The sequence below is a fragment of the Xanthocytophaga flava genome (genome assembly GCF_030068545.1).
In the GTDB taxonomy this organism is placed as follows: domain Bacteria; phylum Bacteroidota; class Bacteroidia; order Cytophagales; family 172606-1; genus Xanthocytophaga; species Xanthocytophaga flava.
In genome coordinates, this window is the sequence record NZ_JASJOR010000020.1 from 155,413 (window position 1) to 173,145 (window position 17,733).

The 17,733-nt window shown below is 40.5% G+C and carries 11 protein-coding genes; 10 read left to right on the forward strand and 1 reads right to left on the reverse strand.

Going from position 1 to position 17,733, the window contains the following annotated elements; genetic code table 11:
• The first annotated feature begins 108 nt into the window (after positions 1 to 108).
• From QNI15_RS25815 to QNI15_RS25830, 4 genes are all read left to right on the forward strand, one after another.
• Positions 109 to 1,146, forward strand: coding sequence for a FecR family protein (locus QNI15_RS25815; protein WP_313999979.1), 1,038 nt, complete (start codon positions 109 to 111; stop codon positions 1,144 to 1,146).
• Positions 1,147 to 1,384: 238 nt separating this feature from the next.
• On the forward strand, positions 1,385 to 4,717 hold the full coding sequence (locus QNI15_RS25820) for a TonB-dependent receptor (RefSeq protein ID WP_314034477.1): 3,333 nt from the start codon (positions 1,385 to 1,387) through the stop codon (positions 4,715 to 4,717).
• 32 nt (positions 4,718 to 4,749) lie between these two features.
• Entirely contained in the window at positions 4,750 to 6,369 is a 1,620-nt protein-coding gene (locus QNI15_RS25825; RefSeq protein ID WP_313999974.1) for a RagB/SusD family nutrient uptake outer membrane protein, read from the forward strand.
• A 66-nt stretch (positions 6,370 to 6,435) separates the two neighbouring features.
• Positions 6,436 to 8,820, forward strand: coding sequence for a glycoside hydrolase family 127 protein (locus QNI15_RS25830; protein WP_314034479.1), 2,385 nt, complete (start codon positions 6,436 to 6,438; stop codon positions 8,818 to 8,820).
• A 77-nt stretch (positions 8,821 to 8,897) separates the two neighbouring features.
• On the opposite strand, the gene QNI15_RS25835 is transcribed toward QNI15_RS25830, so the two are convergent.
• The gene (locus tag QNI15_RS25835) at positions 8,898 to 9,323 is read right to left on the reverse strand and encodes a hypothetical protein (RefSeq protein ID WP_314034481.1); all 426 of its coding nucleotides are present in this window, start codon (positions 9,321 to 9,323) and stop codon (positions 8,898 to 8,900) included.
• Positions 9,324 to 9,852: 529 nt separating this feature from the next.
• On the opposite strand from QNI15_RS25835, the gene QNI15_RS25840 reads away from it, so the two are divergent.
• From QNI15_RS25840 to dnaN, 6 genes are all read left to right on the forward strand, one after another.
• Positions 9,853 to 11,430 carry an NAD(P)/FAD-dependent oxidoreductase gene (locus tag QNI15_RS25840; protein ID WP_313999968.1) on the forward strand — a complete coding sequence of 526 codons (1,578 nt, stop codon included), beginning with the start codon at positions 9,853 to 9,855 and terminating at the stop codon, positions 11,428 to 11,430.
• Positions 11,431 to 11,563: 133 nt separating this feature from the next.
• Positions 11,564 to 11,986: a Fur family transcriptional regulator gene (locus tag QNI15_RS25845; RefSeq protein ID WP_313999965.1), complete on the forward strand. Its 423-nt coding sequence runs from the start codon at positions 11,564 to 11,566 to the stop codon at positions 11,984 to 11,986.
• A 134-nt stretch (positions 11,987 to 12,120) separates the two neighbouring features.
• Entirely contained in the window at positions 12,121 to 13,956 is a 1,836-nt protein-coding gene (locus tag QNI15_RS25850; protein WP_314034483.1) for a MutS family DNA mismatch repair protein, read from the forward strand.
• 180 nt (positions 13,957 to 14,136) lie between these two features.
• Positions 14,137 to 14,601 carry a DUF4293 domain-containing protein gene (locus tag QNI15_RS25855; RefSeq protein ID WP_313999961.1) on the forward strand — a complete coding sequence of 155 codons (465 nt, stop codon included), beginning with the start codon at positions 14,137 to 14,139 and terminating at the stop codon, positions 14,599 to 14,601.
• An 83-nt stretch (positions 14,602 to 14,684) separates the two neighbouring features.
• Entirely contained in the window at positions 14,685 to 16,361 is a 1,677-nt protein-coding gene (gene gldG / locus QNI15_RS25860; RefSeq protein WP_314034486.1) for a gliding motility-associated ABC transporter substrate-binding protein GldG, read from the forward strand.
• Positions 16,362 to 16,590: 229 nt separating this feature from the next.
• A complete protein-coding gene (gene dnaN / locus QNI15_RS25865) occupies positions 16,591 to 17,715 on the forward strand; it encodes a DNA polymerase III subunit beta (protein WP_313983138.1) in 1,125 nt (374 codons plus the stop codon).
• Positions 17,716 to 17,733 lie beyond the last annotated feature (18 nt).

Below are 17,733 nucleotides of genomic sequence, written 5' to 3' on the forward strand. Positions count from 1 at the left end.
GGGATACTCTATCGATAGGCGTCTCTAGTTATAAAAGCAGATAATTTTGAATAAATCCATTATAAAATTAGACAAAATACATCTTTTCGAATCATTGCCAGCGTCCGTATGAATCAAGAAAAACTTAGTAAGCTATTAGATAAATATAAGAAGGGGGAACTTAGCCAGGAAGAAAAGATTGTTTTTGCACAATGGTTTCATACACTGGGAAAGGACATTGCTGATCCATTGCCGACTGAGGATGAAGAAAAGGAATGGACTAAAACAAACTGGAATAAACTGCTAACGAATCTGGATGTACAGGATATACAAACTGTACCAACTCAAACACCCTCTTATTTCCGTTGGTGGGCTGCTGCGTCTATCCTATTGATAGCAGGACTAACACTATGGTATTATATATCGTCTACCACGAAAAATACATCTACCATTAGCCACATAGAAAGTACACATTTAATTGAAAAAATAAACAATACAACTCAGGTTATATCTCTTGCATTGGAAGACGGCAGTTCTGTTTTACTCCAACCGGGAAGCACACTAAAGTATCCTACAAATTTTGAGTCAACACAACGGGAAGTCTTTTTAACTGGAGAGGCATTCTTTCAGGTAGCACGCAATCCGGAAAAACCATTTCTGGTATATACGGGTGATATCATTACCAAAGTGTTGGGCACAAGCTTTACGATCAAAGCATATGAAAAGTCTTTAAGTATCCAGGTGAGTGTAAAAACGGGAAAAGTTTCAGTATATAAAACCGTTGATCAACAAAAGAAATCGGATTCTGAAAATGTACAGACCAATGCACTAGTATTAACACCTAATCAACAAGCAGTATACCATCTCGAAAGCAAAGAACTTACGAAAGGTCTGGTACATAATCCACAAGTAATGGATACAAAAGAAGCAACACATCAGTTAGTTTTTCAGAACAAGCCACTTACTGAAGTATTTGACGCCTTAGAAGAAGCATATGGAGTCGAGATATTGTATGACCAGCATGTATTGGCAGGCTGTACCTTCACAGCTGACCTATCAGACAACTCGACCCTACAGGATAAGTTAACTATTATTTGTAAGACTATGTCGGGAAGCTTTCAGGTAACTAATACAACCATTGTGATTACTTCAAAAGGATGTAACTAAAAATAGTCTATAAAACCATCTCTTATATATTCGATTACCACTAAAAATACAGCATACATGAATAAATACAGACTCAGCTAACAACATTCTTGCGGAAAGGTAAGAGTCAGCGATGTGCCAGCATCACTGACTCTGAATTGTCCCTTCTCTCATCTATAAAGGCAAGTGAGAGTACCACATGTAGCATGTGACAGGGATTGTATTGCCTTTTGTTGACACACAAAAGCAAAGTAAAAATATGCAAACAAAACGACAACTTCCTAAAATTGTTTGGAAAATCATGAAGATCTCAGCCCTCCAAATAAGTATAGTTCTTCTATTCGGGGGTATTGCTCTTGCTAACCATTCCTATTCATATGCACAGGCGGATCTCAGTAAAAAAGTGACTCTACAGTTTGATAATCAACAACTACATGTTGTACTGAGTCAGATTGAGAAAATGACGAATATCAAATTTTCTTATATACCACAGGCCATCTTACCTGAGCGTAAAGTAAGTGTTCATGCTGATAATAAGGCGGTCGAAGATATTTTACAAACCATTCTCCATCCTTTAAATATAAATTATGAAGTAGTAGGCAGCCAGGTAGTTTTAAGTAAAAGGATAGCTGACGATTCTTCAAATGGAAAGATGGATGCCAATACCTCGACTAGTGTAAATGCCTATGCAATCACTATTACAGGCACTGTAACAGACGAAAACGGCAATGGACTCCCTGGGGTGAGCGTGAGTTTGAAAGGTACAACTACTGGTACCTCTACCGATAAAGATGGAAAATACTCGCTGGCAATACCTAGTGAAAATGGTACTCTGGTATTTTCATTTATAGGGTATACCACTGAAGAAATTGCCATTAACAACCGCAATGTCGTAGATATCAAACTGGTTCCAGACATCAAAGCACTATCAGAAGTAGTAGTTGTCGGATATGGAACCCAGCGTCGGGTCGAAGTAACCAGTGCTGTGCAAACAGTGAAAGCCGAAAATTTTGTCAAAGGCCCCGTACTGGATGCAGGTCAGTTGCTGCAAGGGAAAGTAGCCGGCCTTAGTATTACCGCTCCCAGTGGCGATCCTACCAGTGGTTCTCAGATTTTACTTCGTGGTAATACAACCTTATTAGGTGCAAATTCTAACCCACTGGTAATCATTGATGGCATACCCGGTGATTTGAAAACAGTGTCTCCCGAGGATATCGAAAGCATTGATGTATTAAAGGATGGGTCGGCCGCAGCTATCTATGGAACACGTGGTACCAATGGGGTTATCCTGGTGACTACCCGCAGAGCAGGAGCTAACTTTACCAACAGCGTGGAATATAGTGGTTATGTAAGTACACAAACAATTGCCAGAAAGCTGGATATGCTGACAGCCGCAGATTATCGCAGTCAGATCGCATCTGGTCAACGGGACGCTTCCTGGAATCTGGGTAGTTCTACAGACTGGCTCAAAGAGAGTACACAAACGCCTATCTCTCATGTGCACAATATCACTTTCAGAGGAGGAAACAATGCCACTAATTATCTGGCAAATGTAAACTATCGTTCGCTTCAGGGGATATTCAAGAAATCAAACAATGAAACGTTCACAGGCAGAATAGACATCAATCACTCTATGTTCAATGACAAGGTGAAGCTGAATATGGGTATTCTGAATGCAAACAACAAATATACAACTACAGGTGATGGATTTAGTTTTAGTGGATATACCTATCGTCAAACCTTGATCCAGAATCCAACGGCTCCGGTTAAAGACTCAACAGGTCGCTGGTTTGAACAACCCAGCTTATTTAATTATGAAAACCCACTGGGGCGGATTTATGAAAGTGATGGAGAAAACTCTTCTCAAAATACAAGGTTAAATGCCTCTCTTACATTTAATCCTATCAAAGATCTGAAGTTATCAGCATTGGTTTCGTATACCAAATACAATGAAAACAGAGGATATGCTGAAACAAAAAATCATATTTCTACACTTCGGGATGGCAGAAATGGATATGCATCAGTAGGCGCCAAAGGCAATGTAAACAAGTTGATGGAATTAACTGCCCAGTATTCTAAAGAAATCAATAATCATAAGTTTACACTTCTGGGTGGCTATAGTTACCAGGATAATACCGAGACTGAATTTTGGATGCAGAACTGGGATTTCCCAACTGATCGATTTAGCTATAACAATATTGGTATTGGAAATGCCCTGAAAACTGGTCTAGCCCCCGAGTTTAGTACAAAAAGACTTACCAATCTGATTGGATTCTTTGGTAGATTAACCTACAACTACAATGAGAAATACCTATTGATGGTTAGCTTACGTCATGAAGCTGCCAGTCAGTTGTATGGCACCAAACAGCCTTGGGGTAACTTCCCAGCAATATCTGCGGGCTGGCGTATCAGTAGTGAGCCATTTATGCGAAATCAGAACGTGATAGATGAGTTAAAGCTTCGTGCAGGCTATGGAGTTACAGGTACACAACCTACCAATTTATTTCTGGGGGTAGCCATTCTGAGTTATGGAAATTATATATATTCTGATGGTAAATGGATTCAAACACTTGCGCCTTCTCAAAACCCAAATCCAAACTTACGCTGGGAAGAAAAACATGAGAGCAACATTGGTATTGATTACTCCTTGTTGAAAGGTAAAATAACAGGTAGCGTAGACTACTATATCCGTCGCATCAATGGGTTATTGTATGACTTTCAGGTACCTAGCCCACCAAACTTATACCCTTCGACTCGTGCAAACGTAGGAATTATGGAAAACAAAGGTCTGGAAGTAATGCTTAACATTACCCCGGTTCAGACACAGGATTTCCAATGGACAACCAGCTTTAATTTCTCTACCAATACCAACAAGCTGGTGAGTCTTTCCAACGACATCTATAAAACCACCAACAATTACTTCACTACAGGATCTACGGGTGAACCTATTCAAACTTTTACCAACATTGTCACTGTAGGCAAAAACATTGGGGACTTCTATGGATTTAAAGTAGTAGACATTTCAGAAGACGGAAAATGGATATATGAAGGCCGTGATGGCAAACCTGTGGCTTATGATGATTTTCAGCACGCCTTTGAAGATAAGAAAGTATTGGGCAATGGACTTCCTAAATTTTATGCAGGATGGAATAACAACTTCCGATACAAAAATTTCGATCTGAGTGTCACTATGCGGGGCGCCTTCAAATATCAGATATTGAACTTCCAACGTATGTATTATGAAAATACAGGCTTGCAACAATACAATCGTCTGAAATCAGCCTACGACAAAGTGTATGGCAAGGCAGTTCTAAGTACAAGTATGCCACTAGAGTTCAATAGTCATTATGTTGAAAACGGCGATTTCTGGAAGATAGATAACATCATTCTGGGCTACAATATTCGTAACCTGAGCAACAAATATATTCACTCTGCCCGTGTGTATGTGTCTACATTAAACACATTCATAATTACAGGTTATAAGGGAATAGACCCTGAAGTAAACCGCCTCGGACTAAACCCCGGCAACGATGACCGGGATAAATATCCAACGACGCGCACATTTACGGTAGGTGTTAATCTAAACTTCTAAGTCTATCTCCTTTACTTAATTCTCTTACACATATGAAATTTTCGACTCTACATAAATATTTTATTGTTGGCATTATGGGCATTTCTGCCTGTACCAGATTAGATGATGTAAGTTACAATCAGATTATTGCTGGTCAGTTTAATCCTACCACTAGTGACATAGCAGCATTGGTAGGTGCAGCCTATACAAACTGGCGGGATGTACTACAACAATGGAATGGCCTGTTTCGAATACAGGAAGTATCTGCTGACCAATTAGTGATCCCATCACGTCCTAATGGATGGGTAGATGGAGGTATTTATCGACGGATACACGAACACAAGTGGACACCAGATGATGATGTTACTATCCAGACCTGGGGCAGATCCTTTGCGGGGATTACCAACTGCAATCGTATTATTTACCAAATTGAATCAGGAGGTATACCTATCACAGATGCCAAAGAGGCTACATTGGCGGAATTGAAGGTGCTTCGGGCCTCTTATTATTATGTGCTTTGTGATCTGTATGGCAATGTCCCCATCATTACGAAATTTGATCTTCCGGAAGGTCAGCTACCCGAACAAAATACACGCAAAGAGGTCTATGAGTTTATTGTAAAAGAAATTACAGACAACCTGCCTCTGCTGAGTGAAGACAACAATCAGTCTACGTATGGGCGGTTTAACAAATGGGCTGCCCATGCTCTGCTGGCAAAGGTTTATCTGAATGCAGAAGTTTATAGTGGCACAGCAGCCTGGAATAAATGCATTGAGCAATGTGATGCTGTCATTAATTCGGGGGCGGGCTTTGCCTTAGAAGCCAATCAGAAAGATGTATTCAAAACGGAAAATGAAACATCTAAAGAGATAATTTTCGCGCTTCCCTTTGATGAAAAATATGTAACTGCCTGGAATTCGTTTTCCATACATATGGAAACACTGCAACCGTCCAGTCAGGCTACCTATAATCTTCAATTTACTCCCTGGGGTGGTATCTGTGCTATTCCTCAGTTTATTGACACTTTTGATCCGGATGATAGCCGCCTGAAAAACAACTGGATACAGGGACAACAATACTCTTCTAGTGGGGTAGCTTTAAAGTCGACACTGGGTGCCTATGCAGGGAAGCCACTAAGCTTTATCAATGAACTTCCGGGAGTAGACCAGTCCGAAGAAGTGCATGGATTCCGGTTAGGCAAGTTTGAGATAGCCGATAACTCTACTGTTAATCTTAGTAACGATTGGCCATTGCTACGTTATGCCGATGTGTTGATGATGAAAGCAGAATCTTTATTACGCACTGGAAAAGCGGATGAAGCAGCGATACTGGTTACTCAGGTAAGAGCACGTAATTTTACTTCTAATCCTACAAAAGCCACTGTAACAGGTGCAGATCTGATGAAAGGTAGCAGATATGACTATGGCTTACGCAATCACCTGACCAGCACGGATGAGGGTGGTGCAGATATTCAATATGGTCGATTCCTGGATGAGTTGGGCTGGGAATTTGCACAGGAAGGCCGTCGTCGTCAGGACCTGATACGTTTTGGAGTATTTACAACCAAATCTTGGTTATCACATAGCCCTAATGGCGATTATCGGACGTTACTACCTATACCTCGACCAGAAATAGCTAAAAATGGAAATTTAAGTCAGAACTCTGGTTATTAACTAGTAAACCCTTTCTGATAAAACAGGAAGGGTTTTTGCTTCCCTTTATGAAATTATATTAGTCACATGAAAAAAATCCTTTTCTCATCTGCCTGTTTGCTTATCTCAATAGGCTCTGCTTTATCTCAGATCAAACCGGTTGAGCCCAGTAAAGCTGCCCGGTTTCCATTACAGGATGTAAAATTGCTTGATAGCCCCTTCCTGAAGGCAGAGCAGACCGATCTGAACTATATACTTTCTCTTGATCCGGACAGACTACTTGCGCCTTTCTTACGGGAAGCTGGAATTACTCCCAAAGCGAGCAGTTATACCAATTGGGAAAATACAGGTTTGGATGGTCATGTAGGAGGACATTATCTTACGGCTCTGGCACTGATGTGTGCGTCTACAGGCAATCCGAAAGTACAGGAACGTCTGAATTATATGATCAGCGAACTAAAACGTTGTCAGGATAAAAATGGCAATGGGTATATAGGTGGCACTCCTGGCGGACTGGAAATGTGGAAGCAAATAGCACAGGGTAAGATAGAGGTAAGTAACTTTTCACTTAATAATAAATGGGTTCCCTGGTATAATATTCATAAGCTGTATGCTGGTTTACGGGATGCATACTGGTATGCGAACAATCAGGATGCAAAGGAAATGCTGATTAAGTTATCAGACTGGGCAGTGAAGCTGGTAGCCAATCTGGATGAAGCACAGATTCAGAAAATGCTTACAGCTGAACATGGAGGAATGAATGAGATCTTTGCCGACGTAGCATCCATTACTGGTGATAAAAAATACCTGGAGCTAGCCCGAAAGTTTTCACACCAGATTATTCTGACACCTCTGGCCACAGATCAGGATAAACTCAATGGACTACATGCCAATACACAAATTCCCAAGGTAATCGGATTTAAACGTATTGCAGAACTGGATGGAGATAAGAGCTATGAAGAAGCTGCTCGTTTCTTCTGGGAAACAGTAGTTACTCACCGGTCAGTTGCGATTGGAGGCAATAGTGTACGGGAGCATTTTCATCCCGCCTCTGACTTTACTTCTATGATTACGGATGTCGAAGGACCGGAAACCTGTAATACATATAATATGCTGAAACTTACGGAAAGCCTGTATCAGACTTCTGCAGAGGTGAAGTATATAGATTATTATGAGAAGGGATTGTATAACCATATCTTATCTTCCCAACATCCGGATCGGGGTGGCTTTGTGTATTTTACCCCAATGCGTCCCAGACATTATCGGGTATACTCTCAGCCACAATCCAGCTTCTGGTGCTGTGTAGGATCAGGTCTGGAAAACCATGCCAAGTATGGGGAGATGATTTATGCCCATTCTACCAATGAACTATTTGTCAATTTGTTTATTCCTTCATCTGTATCCTGGAAAGAAAAGAATCTGACACTCACCCAACAAACCCGCTTTCCAGATAGTGAAGATGTTACTCTTCTGATTGAGGCAAAGAAACCAACTACATTCGAATTAAAAGTACGCTATCCATCCTGGGTATCAGCAGGAACCTTGACAGTCAGCATTAATGGCAAAGCAGAAAAGATAACAACTACTCCTGGAACATATATCTCTCTAAACCGAAAATGGAAAACAGGAGATAAAATAGAACTGCATATCCCCATGGCAAACCGTCTGGAACAGATTGCCGACCATACGAATTATTATGCAGTGTTTCATGGTCCGATTCTGCTGGCAGCTAAAACAGATACAACTGACCTGACAGGATTATTTGCTGATGACAGCCGGATGGGTCATGTCGCCAAAGGTAAACTATATCCACTATCAGAATCACCCTTATTGGTTGGAGAGGAAAAGAATTTACTTGCCAGCCTCACACCTGTAACAGGCAAATCACTGACATTTACAGCTTCAGATGTGATCTATCCCAAAAAGTACCAACAGGTAGAGCTTATCCCATTTTTCCGTTTACATGATGCCCGTTATGTTGTTTACTGGCCGCAGACTACCCAGGCGCAAATTGCTCAGACACAGGAAATGCTGGCAAAAAAAGAATATACAAATCTGAAAGATGAGCAACGCACAGTAGATAAGGTTTTTCCAGGAGAGCAACAACCTGAATCTGACCACTTCTTCACAGGAGAAAATACCCAGACAGGCATACACAAAAATCGTCACTGGCGCGATGCCCGTGGCTGGTTTAGTTATGTACTAAACAATAAAGAGAAGAAGGCTACCCTTCTACAGGTTACATACTATGGCCTGGATAAAGATCGCACGTTTGATATATTTCTGAATGATGTGAAAGTTACCAGTGTCACATTGGATGGCAGCCGTGGAGATCAGTTTTTCACAGCCGAATATCCTATCTCTGCTCAGGTTATACAAAAAAGCAAAGACGATAAGATTGTCGTAAAGTTTGCTGCAACTGGTGGTTCTGTAGCAGGTGGAGTATATGATGTACGCTTGCTGAAAAACTAGCAGTAAGATCGTCAAAAACAAAAGGCTTGTGGAAACTGACATTCCGCAAGCCTTTTCGTTTTGTAACATAGGAGGGGTTAGTCTTTAGCAACCTCTGGAAAATTTTCATTCAGATAGTCTGAAAGCTTTTCAAACTCAACCTGATTGTATTTATCAATCAACTCAATACGTTTCCCATCGTGTAGATTTATATGTATGGCTCTTCGATCTTTAGCGAATCCCAAAGAGGTGTAATTAAGCTCCTTCCAGCTTTGTATATTATGCAACAGATATCTTTTTTCCTTCTTAAATAACAGTTTAATTACCAGAACGTCCTCTTCCAAGAACAATTGCTTATGGTGAGAAATGCTTCTTTGGACTGTAAGAAAAGTTAGAACTAGCCATAAGATAGTCAACACCATTCGCTCTCCAACAGGTATTCTATCAGAGACAATAAATAAAATTATTCCGCAACCAATGCTCAGAATCGAATTAATAAGTAAAGACAAGACATTCTTTTTCATGGTGTAATTATGGAAAGCGGCATATGTAAAATCAAAAAATATTCGGAAAGGTATGAAGTTTTAAAACGAAAAGAATTATGATCAGAACTCTGATCAATTCTCAATGAAAAATGATTTTCTTTAAATAGTATTCGAAAATGTTTTTGACTTGTATTCCGATCATTTTTGCGTTTGACCAGAATACCGATCATATCTAAAAAATATTCGAATAATGGTCAGATTGACGTTTGACCTAAACTCTGTTCAAACTCACCAATGACTGGAACTCCGGTCATTTTCTCAAAATATAGGAATAGCGATTATATTTCAGAAATATCAGAATTCTGATCATTTCCCAAAACTATCAAAACTCTGGTAATTGCTGATCCTAACCAGAATAGTGATAATTGTAAAACAGGATCAATATTTTAATCACATACCAACACAATCATCTGAGGCCATCCACTCTTCCCCTCTATTTCTACTCAGAATTTTTGTACCTTTGCAAAAATTCACCTACTCATTCAAGGTTAACTCCCTTGCTCTATCTATGAAAAAGACACTGGAATGGGTACTTCCCCCGGAAGTAGCCTATGATGATATTCGTTTTGAACAGGAGGTTCGCAATCAATTACACCTCACACCGGATACACCCGCCTTTATTCGTAAAATACGTCGTTCTATAGACGCCCGCAGCCGACAGATTAAAGTAAATCTGGCAGCAGATGTCTATATCAATGAACCAGTCCCTCCGCTTTTGTCTTTTGAAAAATCCTATACAGATGTCAGCAAAAAAGATCAGGCAGTTATCGTTGGGTTTGGTCCGGCAGGCATGTTTGCGGCATTGCGTCTGATTGAAATGGGGATCAAACCGATTGTGCTGGAACGGGGTAAAGACGTTCGTAATCGTCGTCGGGATCTGGCAGCTATCACCAAAGATCATGTTGTAAATCCAGATTCCAACTATTGTTTTGGTGAAGGAGGTGCAGGAACCTATTCAGACGGAAAGCTCTATACCCGTTCCAAAAAACGGGGCGATGTGCGTCGTATTCTGGAAATACTGGTAGCCCATGGAGCCACCTCTGAAATTCTGGTAGATGCTCATCCTCACATCGGGACCAATAAACTACCTCAGGTCGTAACAGCCATTCGCGAAAGTATTCTGGAAGCAGGTGGCGAAATCCGATTTGATACCAAAGTCACAGACTTTATTTTAAAAAATGGTGAGATGCGCGGTGTTGTCACACACCACGGAGAGAAAATAGAAGGACTTGGTGTTATTCTGGCGACAGGCCATTCCGCAAGAGATATCTTTGAATTACTGCATACCCGAAATATCCTCATTGAGGCCAAACCATTTGCCATGGGTGTTCGTGTAGAACACCAGCAACAATTTATTGACAGTGTTCAATACCACTGTGCTGTTCGTGGGAACTATCTGCCTGCTGCTTCCTATTCACTGGTAGCACAAGCCCGATACAAGGGAGTTGAGAAAGGTGTTTTTTCGTTTTGTATGTGTCCGGGGGGGTATATTGTGCCTGCAGCCACAGCACCCGGCGAGATTGTAGTCAATGGAATGTCTCCATCCCGACGCGACGGCCAATTTGCTAACTCAGGGATGGTGGTATCTGTAGATGAAGCAGACTGGAAACCATATGAAAAGCTAGGCCCACTGGCAGGACTACAAATACAAAAAGTATTGGAACAAACGGCATTTCAGCTAGCAGGACAAACACAAACTGCACCAGCACAACGTCTGCAGGATTATGTAAATGGTAAGATATCCTCTTCCTTACTCCCTACCTCCTATCAGCCGGGACTGGTCTCTGTAGATATGACTACTATTCTTCCACCTTCTATTGCTGTTCGTTTGCGGGAAGGTTTAAAGGTATTTGGCAAACAGATGAAAGGCTATCTCACCAATGAGGCTCAGATGGTAGGTGTAGAGAGCCGGACGTCATCGCCTGTGCGTATTCCAAGAGACAAAGAGACCTTGGAACATCCACAAATCAAGCGGTTATTTCCATGTGGTGAAGGAGCCGGCTATGCTGGAGGTATTGTTTCAGCAGCTATGGATGGTGAACGCTGTGCTGAACAACTGGTGGCACACTATCAAAACAAAAAATGAGTAGTCAATCTTAACGCACTCAGGAACCTCCCTGAAAAATAAAGAGTTATATCTACAAGGATGCACTTTTACCTATAGAAAATTGACTCCCTGCTCAAGAAATGGTAACTTGCTTAAAAAATCAGAAACTGCTGTGAATTCTTCTGTCAAACTACTAAAAGATCATAAACTGCGGAATACTTCCTGTCGGGAAGAGGTGTTGGATTTCTTTTTGGAAAAAGATGCAGCCCTTTCACATTCCGATCTGGAATCTCAGTTAAGTGATTCCTTTGATCGTGTAACGTTGTATCGTACATTAAAGACGTTTCTCGATGCAGGCCTAATTCACAAAGTGCTTGACGATGAAGGAGGAGCTAAATATGCATTGTGTAAAAGCCATTGTACCGATCATCACCATCTGGATAATCACGTGCACTTTAAATGTATGAACTGTGGCAAAACCAGTTGCTTGGATAGTATAACCATTCCTTCTGTTAACCTACCCAAAGGGTATGAAGGAACAGATGTTTATTTGCTAGTACAGGGAGTTTGCCGGATTTGTGGCGAAAAAAATTAATAAGGCATCACATTCATTATTTATATACTTGCAAAAACCTCGTAGGCGTTAGAAACCTGTGAGGTTTTTGTGTTTTGGTAGTTACTATTTTTTACTTTGCAGGGATTGTTTGTTTTAACACCACTTTTACACCCATGGAAATTTATCAGCAACGAAAAGAAAACTATGCAGCAGAAGCTCGTCAATGGCACAAAAAATTCAATCAGGTTTCATGGTTACGAGTAGTTGTATTTTTAGCAGGAGTGGGTCTGACCTGGTTTGTGTATCAGCTTAGTGAGAGTGGTCTGATTGCTACAGGCGTTGCCCTGTTTTCGCTTATTGCATTTATCACAACACTAAAATGGCACAATCGAATTGAATACCAACGAAACCATTTCCGTTATCTAAGTCATATTAACAATGAAGAATGGCTTCGGCTGGAAGGTAAATACCTGCCAGAGAATACAGGTTCCCAATTTACCAATCCTCTTCATCCCTATTCAGGGGATCTGGACATTTTCGGCCCTCATTCATTGTTTGTGTTACTCAACAGAACTCAAACTACTGTTGGAAATGAGCTACTAGCTCAATGGATACAAGTTGCTGGCACAGAAGCAGAAATCAGACAACGACAGGAAGCTGTAGCTGAACTTGGCAAAAACCTGGAATGGCAGCAAAACTTTCAGGCCAGAGGGCGGCACCATACCGATGGTCCATCGTCGGCAACTATTATCCGGGAATGGTTACAAACACCAGCCTCTTTACATAAAAAAACGGGTCTGATAGTTGTGTCCTATCTGATGCCTGCCATTATGGTTTTTGCGATCATACTTGCAGCACTAACCGATGTAAGCTACCATTTTCCCTTTGTATTAGGACTCATTAATATTGGTATTGTAGGACTCGTTAATAAACAGATTCAGCATCTGACAGATCAGGCATACGAAACCAGTAAACCCTTGCAGTTATATGCAGACTTGCTCAAAGATATTGAGAGACATCCTTTTCAATCATCCAGAATGGTGTACCTCAAAAATGAATTGATCAGTGAAGGTCACTCTTCTTCTGAGAAAATTGAACAACTAGCTGGAATTTCCGCTAATCTTTTGTCAGCCCACAATCCTTTCTTCGGGCTTTTCGCCAATGGACTTGTACTATGGAATATCTTTTGGGCCATCCGGCTGGAAAGATGGAAAGCCAATACCCATACTGATTTATCGCGTTGGCTCAATGCCCTGGCAGAAACCGAAGCTTTGAACAGCCTGGCGGGATTCTATCATGCCAATTCAGACTATGTATTTCCTGTACTTGTCAAAAAAGGCGAAGAACCCGGCTTTTGTTTGATCAGTAAATCACTGGGGCACCCTCTGCTACTGGCCAGAAAACGGGTAATCAATGATTTTCAGTTGATAGGAAAAGGCAAAACCATTATCATTACAGGATCCAATATGTCTGGAAAGAGTACATTTTTACGTACAGTAGGTATCAATGCAGTATTGGCTATGACAGGCGCCCCTGTATGTGCTTCGGAAATGAAACTATCCTTATTTCAGGTATTTACATCCATGCGCACACAAGATAACCTGGAAGAAAGTGTATCCTCTTTTTATGCAGAGCTACAGCGTCTAAAACAACTGATTGACTATCTGCCTCAGGGAAACCCAATCTTTTATCTGCTGGATGAAATCCTTAAAGGCACCAACTCTCAGGACCGACATGAAGGTGCCAAGGCATTGATCCGGCAACTCCATCGTTACAATGCATCCGGCCTGATTTCTACCCACGACCTCACATTAAGTGAAATGGTAGATGAATTGCCTGCTTCTGTAGAAAATTATAGTTTCAACAGCGAAATTATCAATGATCAGTTGTACTTTGATTATAAACTTCAGACAGGTGTATGCAGAAGCTTTAATGCCAGTAAATTAATGCAGCAAATTGGCATTGAAATGTATACAAATGAGCATCCGCCTCTGAATACACATGAATAATATTTTTGTCAGTCATAGAAGTATTATTATATACCAAAAATGGCTTTAAAAGTGGGTATATCATATAAAGTTCTATTTTTGCGTTCATTTTCACCAATGCTGATTCTTGATTGTGTATCAGAATGTTGTTTCAGGCATTAGTACATTCCTATTTTTTAGTCACTAGAATACATTAAACGTATGATCCAACGGGTTCAATCTATTTTTCTTCTTTTGATAGCAGCTTGTATGATTATCACCATCTTTTTGCCTAACTGGCAGGAAGTGTCTGGTCAGGATGCGGTAACGACAACAGCGCTAAAAATGGTGCATTCAAAAGCAGGAGCAGAAGTTAGCAGTCGCGGTATCTGGTATATAGCTGCTCTGGCAGCAGTTGCTACAGGTTTGGCGTTGTTTTCTCTATTCAGTTTTAAGAATCGGGTATTGCAGATGGGTCTGGGTGCTATCAATGCATTGATAATGGCAGGAGTGTTAGGGTTAATGGTTTACTTCACACGTGAAGCTGAGACCATTATTCCAAATCATGAAGGTAGTTTCCAAACAGGTACTTATCTGCCAATGGCGGCCATGATTTGCAATATTATTGCCAATCGATTTATCCGTAAGGATGAGAAGCTGGTCAGATCTGCTGACAGAATGCGATAAAATCAAAAATCCAGGTTTAGATAGAAATGCTGAACCCGGATTTTTGCAATGGCTATTGACTGTATCTAACTGTTTCATTATTCATGAAGAAAAAACAACTCATTCGTTTTTTTATTGGAATTGGAGCTATCGTGCTTCTTAACTTTTTAGCCAATCAGTTCTTTTTTCGGATTGACTTAACAGAAGATCAGCGCTATACAATTGCACCTGCCACTGAACGTTTACTGGAAAAACTGGAAGAGCCAGTATTTATCACTGTTTATCTGGAAGGGAATGATATTCCTCCAGCGTTTAAACGTTTACGTACTACTGTAAAGGAAAAGCTGGAAGAATTTACAGCGTATGCAGGCAACAACATTCGATTTCGATTTGAAGACATTACACAGGAAACGGATAAGAAAAAACTAAATGAACGTATCTATAACCTGATTAAGAAAGGAATTCAACCTACAAATCTAGTAGATAAGGAAGGTGGAAGCACTGTAGAGCGTCTTATTATTCCAGGTGCTATGGTAAGTTATGAAGGCAAAGAAGCTCCAGTAATGCTATTAAGAGGCAATCAACGTACCAAAGGATTGAGTTCAGAACAGATTCTGAATCAATCCGTAGAGAATGTAGAATACGAACTTGCCTCTGCGATCCGCCAATTGACCAACAAAGAAAGAAAACGGATTGGTATCATTCAGGGTTATGGCAATCTGCGTCCAATACAAATGGCGGATATGATTACTTCGCTTCAGAAGTTCTATGATGTATTTCTGGTTCCTATGCAAAAACAACCAGAGCTCAAAGGTTTGGACGCCATCATTGTAGCCAAGCCTGATTCAGCCTTTTCAGAAGAAGATAAGTATAAAATTGATCAGTTTATTGTAAATGGAGGAAAAGCACTATTCTTTGTAGATGCCCTTAAATCAGATACTATATTGCGGGGAGAAAGCACACTACTTATTAAAAATGACTTAAATCTGGATGATTTATTTTTCAGGTATGGTGTGCGCCTGAATGACAATGTGATTCAGGACCTGACGAGCAGTGGAGCTATACCTATGACTGTTGGCAATATGGGTTCGCAGCCACAGGTTAAGTTAATGCCCTGGCGCTTTTTCCCATTGGTGAATACATTTTCCAAACATCCTATTGTCCGAAACCTGGATGCTGTTTATCTGCATTATGTAGGTACAATTGATACTGTAAAAGCAGTAGGGATACAAAAAACACCTTTGATGTTCACATCTCCTTACTCAAAGGTAAATGCAGTACCTGCTCAAATTGATTTTAATGAAGCACGACTCAACCCAGATCCCAGACAATATCGTGCAGGGCCACAGTCGGTAGCTTATCTCCTAGAAGGTAAGTTTCATTCGTTATATGCCAACCGTATTACCCAAGTCGATCCTCGCTTTAAAATGTTCAAAGAATACGGTAATCCGTCAAAAATCATTATTTGCTCTGATGGAGATCTGCCAGCGAATGAAATAGATCCCAAAACAGGTAAACCCGCGGCATTAGGATATGATCAGTTTATGAATACTACCTTTGCCAACAAAGACTTTATCTTACATGCAGTTGATTATCTTATCGATGAAAACGGAGTTATCGCTGCCAGAGCCAAAGAAGTAGTATTACGACCTTTAGATAAGTTGAAAGTACAGGAAGAAAGACTCCAGTGGCAACTTATTAATCTTGTATTACCTATTGTAGTTATTGTAATATTAGGGTTGATCAGAGCCTACTGGCGCAAAAGGAAGTATGCAGTATGAGAAAGCCACAGCAGTTTCTTGGTAGCAAATTGATGAGATAGAGGTCAGGTGTCTGATGAACAGGAGAATAAAACCTGGTGTAAGTTAGTAAAGTATTCAGAAAGTAAAGTATATTGAGAGAAGAGGTTATTAGTGGCTTTACTTCTTTTGAAAAATATTTTCATAGGATTTCAAGCGCATTGTTGATTTTCTTACATTTGTCCAATAGATTCAAAAAATATATCCCAATATGAAGTTTATCGTTTCTTCTTCGGCTTTGCTCAAGCAGTTGTCTGCTATTAGTGGGGTTATTGCCAGCAACCCGATTGTACCAATTCTCGAAAACTTTCTCTTTCAAATCAATAATACTCAACTGACTATTACTGCTTCTGATCTGCAAACAACTATGATTGCAGACATGGATATTGATTCGGGAGATGTGGGAAGTATTGCGGTTCCTGCTAAAATATTATTAGATACACTGAAAGGTCTTCCGGAACAACCTATCGTGTTTGAGATAGATGCCAACACATACGGTATTGAAATTCTTTCTGATAATGGACGTTATAAATTGTCAGGTGAAAATGCGGCTGATTTCCCGCGTGTTCCTGTAGTACAAAAAGCGTATTCAGTAGACTTTCCTTCAGACATACTGGAACGAGCTATTGGCAATACCATTTTTGCTACCAGCACCGATGAGTTACGCCCTGCTATGACGGGAGTATTCTTTGAGTTGAATGGTGACAGTGTAACGTTTGTAGCTACTGATGGACACCGTCTTATCCGATATCGTCGTACAGATATCGGCTCTGGAGATGAAAACACACTGATCGTTCCAAGAAAAGCATTGAACCTGTTAAAATCTTCTTTGCCAACAGAAAAAACAGTTGTCAGAGCAGAATTTAATCAATCTAATGCATTTTTCACATTTGACAATATTCGCATGATCTGTCGTCTGATTGACGAAAGATTCCCTGACTATATCAATGCAATTCCTAAAAACAATCCTAACCATTTGGGAATAAGCCGCCTTGAATTGCTGGCTTCTCTGCGACGTATTGCTATCTACGCCAACAGAGCAACGAACCAAGTGCGTCTTCGGATTACGCCTAAGGAAGTAAAAATTTCTGCAGAGGATCTGGATTTCTCTAATGAGGCAGTAGAAAAGCTTCCTTGTGAATACAATGGAGAAGAAATGGAAATTGGTTTCAATGCCCGTTTCCTGATAGAGATGTTAAGCAACCTTACAGCTAAAGATGTTGTAATTGAACTATCAGCGCCTAATCGTGCCGGATTGATTCTTCCTAAAGAAAAAGATGACAATGAGGATGTACTGATGCTGGTAATGCCTGTTATGTTAAATAACTATGCATAATCCAACCTAGTAGTCCTT